The following is a 16292-nucleotide window of genomic DNA, read 5'->3' as shown; positions in this document are numbered from 1 at the left end:
GTACACTGCCCCGGTCGACATCATCTGACCGGGAGTGGGGCATGGGCTGGGATCGGGCAACGCCATTTATCATTGATCTGGAAGTGGGCGCCGAGGACATCGACGGGTTGGGCCACGCGAATAACGCGGTGTACGTGACCTGGCTCGAACGCTGCGCCTGGCGCCACTCGCAGCGGCTTGGCCTCGACCTGGTCGAGTATCGGCGACTGGATCGGGCGATGGCGGTGGTCCGGCACGAGATCGATTACCTGGCGGCGGCTTATGAAGGCGATGAGTTGCAATTGGCAACCTGGATCGTCGATTGGGATCAGCGCCTGAAAATGACCCGGCACTTCCAGCTCAAGCGCCCGAGCGACAACACCACGCTGCTGCGCGCGCAAACCACGTTTGTCTGTATTGAACTGTCCTCGGGCAAGCCCAAGCGCATGCCGGCAGAGTTCATCGAGGGTTATGGTCCGGCGTTGCAAGTCGCGATCTGACTGATCCCTTCGCGGCATGTCCGCGAAGGCGTCCGCACAATCAACACCGTCCGGTCTGACGAAATACCTTCTAACCGCCGAAACCAGTAAACTGCCGCACGTTTTTCGTCGAGTGTGTTTTTCATGCAAATTGCTTTGGCACCCATGGAGGGGTTGGTCGACAACATCCTGCGGGACGTGCTGACCCGTGTGGGCGGTATCGATTGGTGCGTGACCGAGTTCATCCGGATCAACGACCAACTGCTCACGCCTGCCTACTTCCACAAATTCGGCCCTGAATTGCTGACGGGTGCGCGCACCGCATCCGGTGTGCCATTGCGCGTGCAGCTGTTGGGTTCTGATCCGGTGTGCCTGGCGGAAAACGCCGCACTGGCCTGCGAGCTGGGTTCCGAAGTCATCGACCTGAACTTTGGCTGCCCGGCCAAGACCGTCAATAAATCCCGTGGCGGCGCGGTACTGCTCAAAGAGCCCGAACTGCTGAACCAGATCGTCGAGCATGTCCGTCGCGCCGTCCCCGCGCACATTCCGGTCACCGCGAAAATGCGTCTTGGCTTCGACAGCCCCGACGGCTCGCTGGTTTGCGCCACGGCCCTGGCCGAAGGTGGCGCGGAGCACATCGTGGTGCATGCACGGACCAAGATGGACGGCTACAAACCGCCGGCGCATTGGGAGTGGATCCCTCGCGTGCAGGAAGTGGTCAAGGTGCCAGTGTTTGCCAACGGTGATATCTGGAGCGTCGAAGACTGGCGCCGCTGTCGCGAAATCAGCGGCGTGGAAGACATCATGCTCGGCCGCGGGCTGGTGTCGCGCCCGGACCTGGCCCGGCAGATCGCCGCCACCCGTGCCGGTGAAGAAGTGGTCGAAATGAGCTGGGCCGAGCTGCTGCCGCTGATTCAGGACTTCTGGCTGCAGGCCAAGGCGCAGATGACGCCACGGCAATCGCCCGGTAGGCTGAAGCAATGGCTGGCAATGCTGACCCGCAATTATCCCGAAGCGGTTGAGCTGTTCACCCTGCTTCGTCGTGAAACCGAGCTGGATCAGGTTTCGCGTTTGCTCGGGTTGCAGGTGCTGGAGGCTGCCTGAAAAATTTGAAAATAGTCTCTTGAAAAGCAATCGGCGATCCTTATTTAAGGATTACGCGATGCCGAATTCGGGTCGCGGAGACAAAAACTTGCTGATTGTTTTCAGGAGATTTGAACCATGACTACTGCATTTTCCCTGGCCCCACTGTTCCGTTCCTCGGTTGGCTTCGACCGTTTCAACGACCTGTTCGAAACCGCCCTGCGCAACGAGCCAGGCAGCACCTATCCGCCTTACAACGTGGAAAAACACGGTGACGATCAATACCGCATCGTGGTGGCGGCCGCGGGCTTCCAGGAAGAAGACCTGGACCTGCAAGTCGAGAAAGGTGTGCTGACCATCAGTGGCGGCAAACGCGACGCGACTGAAGGCGTGACCTTCTTGCACCAAGGCATCGCCCAACGGGCGTTCAAACTGTCGTTCCGCCTGGCCGATCACATCGAGATCAAGGCCGCCGACCTGCGCAACGGCCTGTTGAGCATCGACCTGCTGCGTGTCGTGCCGGAAGAGGCGAAAGCCAAACGCATTCCGATCAACGGGACGCAAAACCCCGCGCTGCAGCACTAAGGCAGGGCAATGAAAAGGGCGCCAATGGCGCCCTTTTTTGTGCCCGCTACTTTGTAGGCGCAAGCAAGCTCGCTCCTGCAGGTGCCGTTTTATTTCAGCAGCTTTTCGAACGCTTCCATCGGCAGCGGCTGGCTGTGCAAGTAGCCCTGATAGAAATGGCAGCCCAGCCCCTGCAAAAACTCCAATTGCTCCGGCGTCTCCACCCCTTCGGCAATCACTTTCAATTCCAGGCTGCGGGCCATGGCGACGATGGCGCGGATGATCTCGGCATCGTTGGGGTCGGTGGTGGCATCGCGGATGAACGACTGGTCGATTTTCAACGTGTCGACCGGCAGTCGCTTGAGGTAAGTCAGCGAGGAGTAACCGGTGCCGAAGTCGTCCATGGCGAAACTCACACCGAGTTTTTTCAGGCGGCGCATTTTGCTGATGGTGTCTTCCAGGTTCTGAATGACGATGCCTTCGGTGATCTCCAGTTTCAGCAGCGAGCAGGGCAGGCCGTGGTTGGCGAGGCTGAGCTCGATGCGTTCGACGAAGTCGTTCTGGCGGAACTGCCGCGGGCTGATGTTCACGCACAGGCTGAAGTCGAGCGGGTCGATCAGGCCCTTGGCGATCAACTGTTTAAACGCATCGCAGGCTTCGTCGACGATCCAGGTGCCGACCTCCAGGATCAGTCCGCTGTCTTCCAGCACCTTGATGAATTCGGTGGGCGATTGCGCGCCGAGCTCCGGGTGGTTCCAGCGCACCAGCGCCTCGGCACCGACGATACGATTGTCGCGGGCATCCACCTGCGGCTGGTAATGCACGTCGAATTCGCCCCGGGAAAGCGCCAGGCGCAGGTCGGTTTCCATGCGCAGGCGTTCGCTGGCGGCCTTCTGCATGGTGTTGTGATACATCTGCGTCGTGTTGCGCCCCGAATCCTTGGCCCGATACAGCGCGATGTCGGCGCGTTTGAGCAGATCGGTCGGGGTCGAACCATGATCGGGAATCAGCGCGATGCCGATACTCGGTGTCACTTGCAGCCGCTGGCCGTCGAGGAACATCGGTTCCGACAGCAGTTCGCGCAAGGTGTCCGCCAGCTCGCGGACCTGCGCGCTGACTTCATTGCGCGAACCTTCCAGGCCACTGAGCAGCACTACGAATTCGTCGCCGCCCAACCGCGCAACGGTGTCTTCCATGCGCACGCTGGCTTCAAGGCGCGCCGTGATGATTTTCAGCACCGTGTCGCCCACCGGGTGGCCGAGCGAATCGTTGATGTGCTTGAAGTGGTCGAGGTCTAGAAACATTAAGGCGCCGCGCAGGTTGTGGCGTTTGAGCAGGGCGATTTGCTGGCTCAGGCGATCCATCAGCAGTGCACGGTTGGGCAGGTTGGTCAGCGGGTCGTGGTAGGCCAGGTGGCGGATCTGCGCTTCAGCGTTTTTCAGCAAACTGACGTCCCGCGCGGTCAGCAGCAGGCACGCGGTTTCGTTGAGGGTGATCGGTTCCACCGAGACTTCGACGGTCAACAGTTCGCCGCGCTTGTTGCGGCCGAGCATTTCCTGGTGATGGACGCGGCCCTTGATCTGCAGCTCGGCGAGCAGTGCCGAGCGCTGTTTCTCCTCGGCCCAGATACCGACCTGATACACCGTGCGGCCGACCACTTCATCGGCGCGGTAGCCGGTCAGGCGGCAGAAGCCGTCGTTGACCTCCAGATAGCGCCCGGTGTCGCGCTCGGTGATGGTGATGGCATCGGGGCTGGAGTGGAAGGCTTTGGCGAACTTCTCTTCACTGGCCTTGAGCGCCGCTTCCGAGCGTTGTTGCTGGGTAATGTCGCGCAAGGTCGTGACGATGCATGGCTGATTGCCGACGCTGATCTGGCGGCTGGAAATCACGCAGGTCAGCGATTGGCCGTCCTTGTGCTGAACGAGGATTGCCACGTTGCTGAGGCCCTGTTCGCGGATGACTTGTTCGATCCGGCGCAGGCTTTTCGCCGAGGCGTCCCACAGGCCGATTTCGTCGGCGCTGCGACCAATCACCTCGGTGGTGCTCCAGCCAAAGGTCTGGGTGAAACTGGAATTGATCTCGATGAACTGGCCGGTGTCCTGGCGGGTGACGCAGATCGGGTCCGGGCTGACCTGGAACAGGGTGGCAAATTTCTCTTCGGAGGCCACCAGCTTCTGTTCGCGCTCGACCTGATCGGTGATGTCCAGCAAGGTGCCCGCCATGCGAAACGGGACGCCGTTTTCATCGCGGTAGAGGCGGGCGCGGCTTTCCAGATAGCGCGAAGTGCCGTCCTCCAGTTGCACGCGGTAAGTCAGTTGATAGTTGCCGGCCGGGCCTTCGCGCAGGCTGCGATAAGCATCGCGCATGCTGTCGCGCTCCTCACCGGGCACGCCTTCGAAAAACTCTTCGAAGGATTCATGGAACGGTTTGGGGTCCAGTCCGTGCAACTGCGCGGCGCGGGCCGAGCCATAAAGCATGCCGCTGGGAATGTGCCAGTCCCAGGTGCCGAGTTGCGCCGAGTCCAGCGCCAGATCGAGGCGCTCCTGGCTGTCTTTCAGGGCGAGTTCGGCAGCCTTGCGTTCAGTGGTGTCGAGGAAGGTGCTGAGCAGATAGGGCTGGCCCTCGAGTTCGACTTTTTGCGCGCTGAGAATGCCGTCGTGGACTTGGCCATTGCTGGCGCGAAATTGCACCTCCATGCTGACCAGCTCACCTTTGGCCTTGGTCGCCTTGACCAGTTTCTCCCGTTGTTCCGGGTGCACCCAAAGGCCCAGTTCGACCGTCGTGCGGCCAATCGCGTTTTGCACCGGCCAGCCGAACAGGCTTTCGAAATACTGGTTGGCTTCAGTGATCAGGCCGTCTTCCTGGCGTGTCAGCAGCACCATATTCGGGCACAGGTGAAACAGCGTGGCGAAGCGCTTTTCCGAACTGCTCAGTGCCTGTTCGCGTTGGCGCTGGTGGGTGATCTCGCGAATCACCCCGATCATGCGCGGCCGGCCGTGTTTGTCCGGCAGCAGGCTGCCGTTGATCTCCAGCCAGTGCAGGCTGCCGTCGGGCCAGCGGATGCGGTGGTGCATCGCCTGTTCCAGCGGCGCGCCGGCAATCACCGCGTGGAACGCGGGAATGGTTTTGGCCCGGTCTTCGGGCGGCAGCAGATCGAGGTATTCCAGATCCGCCGGCAACGGTTGCCGGGGATCGAAACCGAACAATGCGTGCGTACCTCGCGACCAACTGATCTGCCCGCGCTCGATGTCCCAATACCAGGCACCCAAACGCGCGCCGTTGAGGGCGGCTAGCAGCTGCGGCGCACTCTCCCAGCTCTGCTCGGACCGTTTCGGGTCAAGCGCCTGAATACGTGGCATCGGCGGAATACGGTCAACAGATTTCGGCATTGGCAGGCCTTGGGCTGAGTTGGGCGTTAGGCACAGGGTTTTGCGGCTCTATAGGAGTAGCACAAGTTAGCCTTGAATCCCTGGCAGATCGAGTTGTGCATCCAGCAAGGCCATAAAAGCCCGTGCTGCGTTCGACAGCGTCCGTTCGGTGTGCAGGATATAGCCTAGCTGGCGAGTCAGTTGTATGCCCGGCAAGGGTATTCGCGCAACCTGATCGTCAAGCATTGTGCGCGGCAACACGCTCCAGGCCAGGCCGATCGACACCATCATCTTGATGGTTTCCAGATAATTCGTGCTCATCGCGATGTTCGGCGTCAGGCCTTGCGCTTCAAACAGGCGCTGGACGATGTGGTGAGTAAAGGTATTGCCGCCGGGGAACACCGCCGGATGCAGGGCGATGTCCGCGAGGCTGACCGCGCCATTGCTGATCAGTGAATGCTCCGGTGCAACCACGAAATCGAGCGGGTCGTCCCACACCGGCGTGGCCTTGACCAGCGCGTGGGGTTCCGGCGCCAGGGTAATGACGGCCAGTTCGGCGCGGCCATGGAGAATTTCTTCGTAGGCTACTTCCGAATCGAGGAACTGAATATCCAGCGCGACTTGTGGGTAGCGTCGGGTGAATTCCCTTAATAAGGGCGGCAAACGGTGCAGGCCGATGTGGTGACTGGTGGCCAGGGTCAGGCGGCCGGTCACTTCGCCGGTCAGGTTGGTCAGGGCGCGGCGGGTGTCGTCCAGCACGTTCAGAATCTGATAAGCCCGTGGCAACAGGGCGCGCCCGGCTTCGGTCAGGCCGACTTCACGCCCCAGTCGATCAAACAGCCGCACCTTCAATTGCTGCTCCAGCCCGGCAATCCGTTTGCTGATCGCCGGTTGCGTCAGGTGCAGCCGTTCACCGGCGCCGGAGAAACTTCCGGTCTCGGCGATGGCAATAAAGGCATTGAGGTTGGCGAGATCCATCGTCGTATTCCAGTTGGTTATCCAAAGCATAAAAAATATGAATTTGAGTTATTTAATGTAACCCCCTAGGATCGACCTCACAAGCCAAAGGGTTATTGAATTGTTCAAAGCCCAGGGCATAGAAACACGCTGATGAGGACCGTCTGATGGCCGGCAAAACGCTTTACGACAAGCTGTGGGATTCCCATGAAGTGAAACGGCGCGACGATGGGTCGTCGCTGATCTATATCGACCGCCACATCATCCATGAAGTGACTTCGCCCCAAGCTTTCGAAGGCCTGCGTCTGGCCGGGCGCAAGCCTTGGCGCGTCGACTCGATCATTGCCACTCCGGACCACAACGTGCCGACCACGCCGGATCGCAAAGGCGGCATCGAAGCGATTACCGACCAGGTCTCGCGTTTGCAGGTTCAGACCCTCGATGACTACTGCGACGAATATGGCATCACCGAATTCAAAATGAATGACGTGCGTCAAGGCATCGTTCACGTGATCGGTCCGGAGCAGGGTGCCACGTTGCCAGGGATGACCGTGGTCTGCGGTGATTCGCACACTTCGACCCATGGCGCGTTCGGCGCTCTGGCCCACGGCATCGGCACTTCCGAGGTCGAGCATGTGTTCGCCACGCAGTGCCTCGTCGCCAAGAAAATGAAGAACATGTTGGTGTCGGTCGAAGGCAAATTGCCGTTCGGCGTGACGGCCAAGGACATCGTGCTCGCGGTCATCGGCAAGATTGGCACCGCCGGCGGTAATGGCCACGCCATCGAGTTTGCAGGCAGCGCCATTCGCGACTTGTCTGTCGAAGGCCGCATGACCATCTGCAACATGTCCATCGAGGCCGGCGCTCGCGTAGGTCTGGTGGCTGCGGATGAAAAAACCGTGGCGTATGTCAAAGGCCGTCCGTTTGCCCCGAAAGGCGCGGAATGGGACCTGGCGGTCGAAGCCTGGAAAGACCTTGTGTCTGACAAGGATGCGAAGTTCGACACCATCGTTGAACTCGACGCGACCCAGATCAAACCGCAAGTCAGCTGGGGCACTTCGCCCGAGATGGTGTTGGCGGTCGATCAGAACGTGCCGGACCCGGCGAAGGAAATGGATCTGGTCAAACGCGGTTCCATCGAGCGCGCCTTGAAGTACATGGGTTTGACCGCCAATCAGGCGATCACCGACATTCAGCTGGACCGCGTATTCATTGGCTCCTGCACCAACTCGCGGATCGAAGATCTGCGCGCTGCGGCAGTGATCGCCAAGGGCCGCAAAGTGGCTTCGACCATCAAGCAAGCCATCGTGGTGCCGGGCTCGGGCCTGGTGAAGGCGCAAGCCGAGGCCGAAGGCCTGGACAAGATTTTCCTCGAAGCCGGTTTCGAGTGGCGTGAACCGGGCTGCTCGATGTGCCTGGCGATGAACCCGGACCGTTTGGAGTCGGGCGAGCATTGCGCCTCGACCTCCAACCGCAACTTCGAGGGTCGTCAGGGCGCCGGTGGCCGTACGCACCTGGTCAGTCCGGCGATGGCCGCGGCGGCTGCCGTCAACGGTCGTTTCATCGACGTTCGCGAACTGATCTGAGGAACCGCACATGAGAGCTTTTACCCAACACACCGGCCTGGTCGCGCCATTGGATCGTGCCAACGTCGACACCGACCAGATCATTCCGAAGCAGTTCCTGAAGTCGATCAAGCGCACCGGTTTTGGCCCGAACCTGTTTGACGAATGGCGCTACCTGGACGTGGGCTATGCCTACCAGGACAACTCCAAGCGTCCGCTGAACAAGGAATTCGTCCTCAACGCCGAGCGTTATCAAGGCGCCAGCGTATTGCTGGCCCGCGAGAACTTCGGTTGCGGCTCCAGCCGTGAGCACGCGCCGTGGGCGCTGGAAGAGTACGGTTTCCGCAGCATCATCGCGCCGAGCTATGCCGACATCTTCTACAACAACAGCTTCAAGAACGGCTTGCTGCCGATCATCTTGAGCGACGCTGAAGTGGATGAGCTGTTCCAGCAGGTCGAAGCGAATCCTGGCTACGAGTTGACGGTCGACCTGCAAGCCCAGACCGTGACCCGGCCGGATGGCAAGGTCTACAGTTTCGAGCTTGACGAGTTCCGCAAGCATTGCCTGGTCAACGGCCTGGATGACATCGGCCTGACCTTGCAGGATCACGAGGCCATCGCATCGTTTGAAAGCAAGCACCGGGCGAGCCAGCCTTGGTTGTTTCGCGACGTTTGATTGTGCGTAAGGCGTGATGACGCCATCGCTGGCAAGCCAGCTCCTACAGTTGAATCGCACTCCGCTGTAGGAGCTGGCTTGCCAGCGATGAGGCCCGAACAAGCAACACAAGACTCTCCCCAAAAAGGAACTCCCCATGACCCGCACCGCCCAGCACAGCCAGGTAGTCCAAAAGCAATTCGGTGAGCAGGCCTCGGCCTACCTGAGCAGCGCTGTTCATGCTCGAGGCACCGAATTTGCGCTGCTACAGGCCGAGTTGGCCGGGCAGGGCGATGCCCGCGTACTGGACCTCGGTTGCGGCGCCGGTCACGTGAGTTTTCACGTGGCGTCGCTGGTCAGGGAGGTGGTGGCTTACGACCTGTCGCAGCAGATGCTCGACGTGGTCGCCGGTGCGGCGGTCGATCGTGGTTTGAACAACGTGTCCACCGTCCTTGGTGCCGCCGAGCGCTTGCCGTTTGCCGATGGCGAATTCGACTTCGTGTTCAGCCGCTATTCGGCGCACCATTGGAGCGATCTCGGCCTGGCCTTGCGCGAAGTGCGTCGGGTGCTGAAGCCGGGCGGCGTGGCGGCGTTCGTCGACGTGTTGTCACCGGGCAGCCCGTTGTTTGACACGTACCTGCAAAGTGTCGAAGTGCTGCGCGACACCAGCCATGTGCGCGATTATTCCGCCGGCGAGTGGTTGCGTCAGGTCAGCGAGGCGGGGCTGCACACGCGCAGCACCACGCGTCAACGTCTGCGTCTGGAGTACAACAGCTGGGTCGAGCGCATGCGCACACCCCAAGTGATGCGTGCCGCGATCCTCGAATTGCAGCAGTCGATGGGCAACGAAGTACGCGAATATTTTGAGATTGAGGCCGATGGTTCGTTCAGTACCGATGTGCTGGTGCTGATGGCTGAACGATAAGCTCGGAAACATAAGTGCCGAGCAATAGAATTTTTCCGGGCGTGCCCCAGGGCGCACCGACTGATGACATGAGGAAAGCATGAGCAAGCAGATTCTGATTCTCCCAGGTGACGGTATTGGCCCGGAAATCATGGCCGAAGCGGTCAAGGTTCTGGAACTGGCCAACGACAAGTACAACCTGGACTTCGAACTGAGCCACGACGTGATCGGCGGCGCGGCCATCGACCAGCACGGCGTGCCGCTGGCTGACGAAACCCTGGAGCGTGCCCGCGCCGCTGACGCTGTTCTGTTGGGCGCCGTGGGCGGCCCGAAATGGGACACCATCGAGCGTGACATCCGCCCTGAGCGCGGTCTGCTGAAAATTCGTGCGCAACTGGGCCTGTTCGGCAACCTGCGCCCGGCGATCCTGTACCCGCAACTGGCCGAGGCCTCGAGCCTGAAAGCCGAAATCGTTTCGGGTCTGGACATCCTGATCGTTCGCGAACTGACCGGTGGCATCTACTTCGGCGCGCCGCGTGGCACCCGCATTCTGGAAAATGGCGAGCGTCAGGCCTACGACACCCTGCCGTACAGCGAAAGCGAAATCCGTCGCATCGCCCGCGTCGGTTTCGACATGGCCATGGTGCGCGGCAAGAAGCTGTGCTCGGTGGATAAGGCCAACGTGTTGGCGTCCAGCCAGTTGTGGCGTGAAATCGTCGAAGAAGTGGCCAAGGATTACCCTGAAGTCGCGCTGAGCCACATGTACGTCGACAACGCCGCCATGCAGCTGGTGCGCGCACCGAAGCAGTTCGACGTGATCGTCACCGACAACCTGTTCGGCGACATCCTGTCCGACCAGGCATCGATGCTCACCGGTTCCATCGGCATGCTGCCGTCGGCCTCGCTGGACACCAATAACAAGGGTATGTACGAGCCGTGCCACGGTTCGGCGCCGGACATCGCGGGTAAAGGCATTGCCAACCCGCTGGCGACCATTTTGTCGGTGTCGATGATGTTGCGTTACAGCTTCAACCAGCAAGGCGCGGCGGATGCGATCGAGAAAGCCGTGAGCCTGGTGCTGGATCAAGGCCTGCGGACGGGCGACATCTGGTCGACCGGTTGCACTAAAGTCGGTACGCAGGAAATGGGTGACGCAGTAGTCGCCGCGCTGCGGAATCTGTAATCTCTCGGGCCCGCTGCCACTTTCCACTTCGAAAGCAGCGGCCCACTTTTCAAGAAGGTGTAGTTGCGATGAAACGTGTAGGTCTGATCGGTTGGCGCGGTATGGTCGGTTCCGTGCTCATGCAGCGGATGCTGGAAGAGCAGGATTTCGATCTTATCGAGCCGGTGTTTTTCACCACTTCCAATGTCGGTGGCCAAGGCCCGTCCGTGGGCAAGGACATTGCTCCGCTCAAGGACGCTTACAGCATTGAAGAGCTGAAGACCCTCGACGTGATTCTGACCTGCCAGGGTGGCGACTACACCAGCGAAGTCTTCCCGAAACTGCGCGAAGCCGGCTGGCAGGGTTACTGGATCGACGCCGCTTCCAGCCTGCGCATGCAGGATGACGCGGTGATCGTGCTGGACCCGGTCAACCGCAAGGTCATCGACCAGCAGCTCGACGCAGGCACCAAGAACTACATCGGTGGCAACTGCACCGTCAGCCTGATGCTGATGGGCCTGGGCGGTCTGTTCGAGGCAGGTCTTGTCGAGTGGATGAGCGCCATGACTTATCAGGCGGCCTCCGGTGGCGGCGCGCAGCACATGCGTGAACTGATCAAGCAAATGGGCGTGAGCCACGCCGCTGTCGCCGATCAACTGGCGGACCCGGCCAGCGCCATCCTCGACATCGACCGTCGTGTCGCCGAAGCCATGCGCAGCGACGCATACCCGACCGAACACTTCGGCGTACCGCTGGCCGGCAGCCTGATCCCGTGGATCGACAAGGAACTGCCGAACGGTCAGAGCCGCGAAGAGTGGAAAGCCCAGGCCGAGACCAACAAGATCCTTGGTCGCTTCAAGAGCCCGATCCCGGTCGATGGCATCTGCGTGCGCATTGGCGCCATGCGCTGCCACAGCCAGGCGCTGACCATCAAGCTGAACAAAGACGTGCCGATCGCCGACATCGAAGGGCTGATCAGCCAGCACAACCCTTGGGTCAAGCTGGTGCCGAACAACCGCGACATCAGCATGCAGGAGCTGAGCCCGACCAAGGTTACCGGCACCCTGAATGTACCGGTTGGCCGTCTGCGCAAACTGAACATGGGTACGCAGTACGTCGGCGCGTTCACCGTCGGCGACCAGCTGCTGTGGGGCGCGGCCGAGCCGCTGCGTCGCATGCTGCGGATCCTGCTTGAGCGTTGATCGATTGAAGCAATGAAAGAACCCGTGCCTTGAAAGGGGCGCGGGTTTTTTATGCGCAACAGTCTGAGGCTTGTTGGGTGTCTGGTCCGCCGCCATCGCGGGCAAGCCCGCTCCCACAGGTTTTGTGTTGCTCCCGAATTTTGGCACGATACAAACCATGTGGGATCGGGCTTGCCCGCGATGAGGTCGGTATAGGCGCCACATAATTGCCTGCATGACCACCACCCGGTAAAGTGCCGCTCCCCCCGTTTCGCCAGAGGTAGAACCATGAGCCAGTCCTTTGATATTGCCGTGATCGGCGCCACCGGTACTGTCGGCGAAACGCTCGTGCAGATTCTCGAAGAACGCGATTTTCCGGTCGGCAACCTGCACCTGCTGGCCAGCAGCGAGTCCGCCGGTCATTCGGTGCCGTTTCGCGGCAAGAACGTGCGGGTGCGGGAAGTCGATGAGTTCGACTTCAGCAAAGTGCAGCTGGTGTTCTTCGCCGCAGGTCCGGCGGTCACCTTGAGTTTTGCCTCGCGCGCCACGGCGGCCGGTTGCTCGCTGATCGATTTGTCGGGCGCATTGCCCGCCGATCAGGCGCCGCACGTGGTGCCGGAAGCCAATGCCCAGGTTCTGGCGGGTCTGAAAAAGCCTTTCCAGGTCAGCAGCCCAAGCCCGTCGGCCACCACGTTGGCCGTGGTGCTCGCGCCATTGCTCGGTTTGCTCGATCTGCAGCGCGTCAACGTGACCGCCAGTCTGGCCGTTTCTGCCCAGGGCCGCGAAGCCGTCACGGAGCTGGCCCGGCAAACTGCGGAGCTGCTCAATGTGCGTCCGCTGGAGCCGACTTTTTTCGATCGGCAGATGGCTTTCAACCTGCTGGCGCAAGTCGGCAAACCGGACGAGAACGGCCATACGCTGCTGGAAAAGCGCCTGGTGCGGGAACTGCGTCAGGTCATGGCCATGCCTTTGTTAAAGATTTCCGTCACTTGCATTCAAGCCCCGGTGTTTTTTGGCGATAGCTTTAACGTGACCCTGCAGTCTGCAAGCGCTGTGGACCTGGTAAAAATCAACGCGGCACTGGAAGACGCTCCGGGTATCGAACTGGTGGAAGCCGGCGATTACCCGACTCCGGTCGGTGATGCGGTAGGGCAGGACGTGGTCTACGTCGGTCGGGTTCGCGCTGGAATCGACGACCCGTCGGAACTTAATGTGTGGCTGACGTCAGATAACGTACGCAAAGGCGCGGCGCTCAATGCTGTGCAGGTGGCTGAATTGTTGATAAAAGACCTGCTGTAAAAGATACTTGGCAACAATTTGCAGAATGATTCTGGTCGGGCGCTATGCTTGGCTGGATTGCTGAAGGCAAGCCACCCTGCGAGGCTTTCCGGGGCATGAAAGAAATGATCGCGCGCGACGACTCTTCGCCGCCGCGCGCAATGCCTTACGGCAGCGACTATCAACACCTTCTCGCTGGCCGAGGAATGTTCAAACAAAGGATGAGGCTATGGTTCAAGTTCGCAAACTGGTGTTAGCAATAGCGGCCGCCTCGGCGCTGTCCTCCGGTATGGCGCATGCGCTCGGGCTCGGGGAATTGACCCTGAAGTCGTCGCTGAACCAGCCGTTGGTGGCGGAAATCGAATTGCTCGACGTCAAGGAGCTCACGGCCGCCGAACTGGTACCGAGCCTGGCGTCGCCCGAAGATTTCGCCAAGGCCGGTGTCGACCGCCAGGCATTCCTGAATGACCTGAGCTTCACCCCAGTGCTTAACGCCAGTGGCAAAAGCATCCTGCGTGTGACCTCCAGCAAGCCGCTTTCCGAACCTATGGTGAAATTCCTGGTTCAGGTGATGTGGCCCAACGGTCGCCTGCTGCGCGATTACAGCGTGCTGCTCGATCCGTCCAAATTCTCGCCGCAAACCGCTGAAGCGGCTGCGCAACCGGCACCGACTCCGACCGTCACTGCACCGGTCACCGGCGCCTCCAAACCGACCCAATACACCACTACGCCACGCGATACCCTCTGGGAAATCGCCGCGAAGGCGCGTAATGGCGGTTCGGTTCAGCAAACCATGCTGGCCATCCAGGCACTGAACCCGGATGCCTTTATCAACGGCAACATCAACCTGCTGAAAACCGGTCAGGTGCTGCGCCTGCCAGATCAGACGCAAGTCACCAGCGTGCCGCAACCCAAAGCCATTGCTGAAGTCGCCGCGCAGAACACCGCGTGGCGTCAGGGGCGTCGCTATGTAGCCAAGCCGGGAACCGGGCAACAGCAACTCGATGCGACCAAGCGCGCTCGCGGTGAGGGCGCTCCTGTGCAGCCCGCCAAGGACAATCTGAGCCTGGTGTCTGCCCCGACCGGCAAGGCCGGAGGCAAAGGTGCTGCAGGTGATGCAAAGGTCTTGAGCAACAAACTGGCCGTGACCCAGGAAAGCCTCGACACGACCCGTCGTGACAACGCTGAACTGAAAAGCCGCATGACCGATCTGCAAAGTCAGCTGGACAAGCTGCAACGCCTGATCGAACTGAAAAACAATCAATTGGCCAAGTTGCAGGCTGAAGGCGCTGCGGGTGCGCCGGCGGTGGCTGTTGCGACGGCCCCGGCCATCTCGGCCGAATTGACGCCGAGCCCTGCACCCGTAACGCCAGCCCCGGTGGCGACCGCCCCTGAGGCAGCGCCAGCTCTGGCTGAAACGCCTGTCGAGCCAGCTCCGGTAGCGTCTGACGAGCAAAAATTCAACGACCTGCTGACCAATCCAGTGCTGTTGGGTCTGGTCGGCGGCGGTGCGGTGGTTCTGCTGTTGTTGCTGCTGTTGCTGGCCCGTCGCCGCAAAGCGCAGCAAGAAGCCGAGAAACACCTGCGCATGGCTCGTGCCTTGTCCGAGGAGCAGGAATTCACGGCTGATCTGGACTTGCCTGAAAGCAGCTTCGAAGGTCTGGAAGTGCCGCCGCCGAGTGTGAAACTCGCAACTGCACCGGCTCCTGTGCCAGCGCCGACCCCGGCACCCGCTCCGGCTCCGGTCATTGCGCCGGTGGTGGTAACGCCGCCCATCGCTGCGCCACTGGTCGCGCCTGCCGCTGATCGTGATGACGACGTGCTGACCAAGGCGCAGTCGCACATGACCGCCGGCCGCCTGAATCAGGCCGCTGCGTTGCTGGAAGACGGCATCAAGCAAGAACCTCAGCGCAGTGACCTGCGTCTGAAATTGATGGAAGTCTACGGTCAGCAGGGCGATCGCGATGCGTTCGTGGCACAGGAGCGTCAGCTCGTGGCTAACGGCGAAAACTTCGCCCGTGTCGAAGAGCTGAAAAGCCGCTTCCCGGCCATGGCGGTCGTCGTGGCGGGGGGGCTGGCTGCTGCGGCCGTCGCTGCCGAACTGGACGCCCAATACGTCAAAGACCTGTTGATGGACGAGCCCGAAGCTCCGGCACCGGTATTGGCCGATGGCGACTTCGACAGCGCGTTTGATCTGAGTCTGGATGATCTGGAAAACGCCTCACCGGCGGTGGTTGCACCTGAGCCGGCGCCTTCGCCAGAGGCTTTGGCCGAGCTGGATGAATTCCCGCTGGACGACGACCTGAGCTTTGAGTCGGTACTGCAGCAGCAGACCGAAATCAAGGAAAGCCTCGACGACCTGTCGGACTTCGATCTGGACATGGACCTCGGTGGTGATGCGTCGCCAGCGACCCTCGCCGAAGACGATTTCCTGTTGAGCCTGGATGACGACCTCAAGGACCTGCCTGCCGCTGAAGTACCGGCCGTGCCTGAGGTGGCGCTGGATGATCTGGAGTTGCCGGCGGATTTCGATCTGTCGCTGGCCGATGAGATGGACGCTCCGGATGCATTCGCCGCTGAGCTGGATGACGTCAACATCGAGCTGGATCGTCTGTCGCAGAGCATCAGCGAGCCGACCTTCAGTGCGGAAGACGCATTGGCTTCTGCCGCTGACGAGCCGGAATTCGATTTCCTCTCCGGCACCGACGAAGTCGCCACCAAGCTCGACCTGGCCCAGGCCTACATCGACATGGGCGACGCCGACGGCGCACGCGACATCCTCAACGAGGTTGTGACCGAGGGTGATGCGGGGCAGAAGAGCGAAGCCAAGGAAATGCTTTCGCGTCTGGCTTGATTGATCGGTAAGCAGTAAACAAAACGGCAGCCCCTCTCGGCTGCCGTTTTTGTTTCTGCGAGATGGGAGGGTGCCTGTTTGGACACCTTCGCGGTCTCGGAGGGGGGGCAAAGATTATGTGACCTGCGCAAAACCCTGTGGGAGCGGGCAGGCCCGCGAAGAGGCCCTGACATTCAGCATTGCATCTTCTGTTGTACTGGCTTCCCCGTCCGGCGGCCTTATAATGCCCGCCTTTGCGCAGATCAGCAGGCTGTCACTCCTTG

The 16292-nt window shown here is 60.8% G+C and carries 12 protein-coding genes; 10 read left to right on the top strand and 2 right to left on the bottom strand.

All coding sequences use genetic code 11. From position 1 onward, the window contains the following. The first annotated feature begins 41 nt into the window (after positions 1–41). From ACI77H_RS03770 to ACI77H_RS03760, 3 genes are all read left to right on the top strand, one after another. Positions 42–479, top strand: a complete 438-nt coding sequence (locus ACI77H_RS03770; protein WP_407010421.1) for an acyl-CoA thioesterase — start codon at positions 42–44, stop codon at positions 477–479. A gap of 123 nt (positions 480–602) precedes the next feature. Further along, complete coding sequence (locus ACI77H_RS03765) at positions 603–1562, top strand: tRNA dihydrouridine synthase (RefSeq protein WP_407010419.1); 960 nt, start codon at positions 603–605, stop codon at positions 1560–1562. A 117-nt stretch (positions 1563–1679) separates the two neighbouring features. Continuing rightward, positions 1680–2126, top strand: a complete 447-nt coding sequence (locus tag ACI77H_RS03760; RefSeq protein WP_407010418.1) for an Hsp20 family protein — start codon at positions 1680–1682, stop codon at positions 2124–2126. 89 nt (positions 2127–2215) lie between these two features. Here the strand turns inward: ACI77H_RS03760 and ACI77H_RS03755 are convergent, their stop codons facing one another. Continuing rightward, positions 2216–5494, bottom strand: coding sequence for a PAS domain S-box protein (locus tag ACI77H_RS03755; RefSeq protein ID WP_407010416.1), 3279 nt, complete (start codon positions 5492–5494; stop codon positions 2216–2218). A gap of 66 nt (positions 5495–5560) precedes the next feature. Continuing rightward, positions 5561–6451: a LysR family transcriptional regulator gene (locus tag ACI77H_RS03750; protein ID WP_407010415.1), complete on the bottom strand. Its 891-nt coding sequence runs from the start codon at positions 6449–6451 to the stop codon at positions 5561–5563. A 146-nt stretch (positions 6452–6597) separates the two neighbouring features. On the opposite strand from ACI77H_RS03750, the gene leuC reads away from it, so the two are divergent. The 7 genes from leuC (at position 6598) to ACI77H_RS03715 (ending at position 16029) form a co-directional block, all read left to right on the top strand. Then, entirely contained in the window at positions 6598–8016 is a 1419-nt protein-coding gene (leuC, locus tag ACI77H_RS03745) for a 3-isopropylmalate dehydratase large subunit (protein WP_407010414.1), read from the top strand. A gap of 10 nt (positions 8017–8026) precedes the next feature. After that, complete coding sequence (gene leuD, locus ACI77H_RS03740; RefSeq protein ID WP_407010412.1) at positions 8027–8671, top strand: 3-isopropylmalate dehydratase small subunit; 645 nt, start codon at positions 8027–8029, stop codon at positions 8669–8671. A gap of 136 nt (positions 8672–8807) precedes the next feature. Next, positions 8808–9575 carry a class I SAM-dependent methyltransferase gene (locus tag ACI77H_RS03735; RefSeq protein WP_407010411.1) on the top strand — a complete coding sequence of 256 codons (768 nt, stop codon included), beginning with the start codon at positions 8808–8810 and terminating at the stop codon, positions 9573–9575. 79 nt (positions 9576–9654) lie between these two features. Further along, positions 9655–10737, top strand: a complete 1083-nt coding sequence (gene leuB / locus ACI77H_RS03730; protein WP_407010409.1) for a 3-isopropylmalate dehydrogenase — start codon at positions 9655–9657, stop codon at positions 10735–10737. A 68-nt stretch (positions 10738–10805) separates the two neighbouring features. Next, positions 10806–11918 (top strand): aspartate-semialdehyde dehydrogenase, encoded by a 1113-nt coding sequence (asd, locus tag ACI77H_RS03725; protein ID WP_407010408.1) that lies wholly within the window; start codon positions 10806–10808, stop codon positions 11916–11918. A gap of 267 nt (positions 11919–12185) precedes the next feature. Continuing rightward, complete coding sequence (locus tag ACI77H_RS03720) at positions 12186–13196, top strand: aspartate-semialdehyde dehydrogenase (RefSeq protein WP_407010407.1); 1011 nt, start codon at positions 12186–12188, stop codon at positions 13194–13196. Positions 13197–13404: 208 nt separating this feature from the next. Further along, the gene (locus ACI77H_RS03715) at positions 13405–16029 is read left to right on the top strand and encodes a FimV/HubP family polar landmark protein (RefSeq protein WP_407010406.1); all 2625 of its coding nucleotides are present in this window, start codon (positions 13405–13407) and stop codon (positions 16027–16029) included. Positions 16030–16292: the final 263 nt, after the last annotated feature.

The sequence above is a fragment of the Pseudomonas sp. O230 genome (genome assembly GCF_045447035.1).
GTDB lineage: Bacteria > Pseudomonadota > Gammaproteobacteria > Pseudomonadales > Pseudomonadaceae > Aquipseudomonas.
This window is presented reverse-complemented; position numbering and strand designations above follow the sequence as displayed.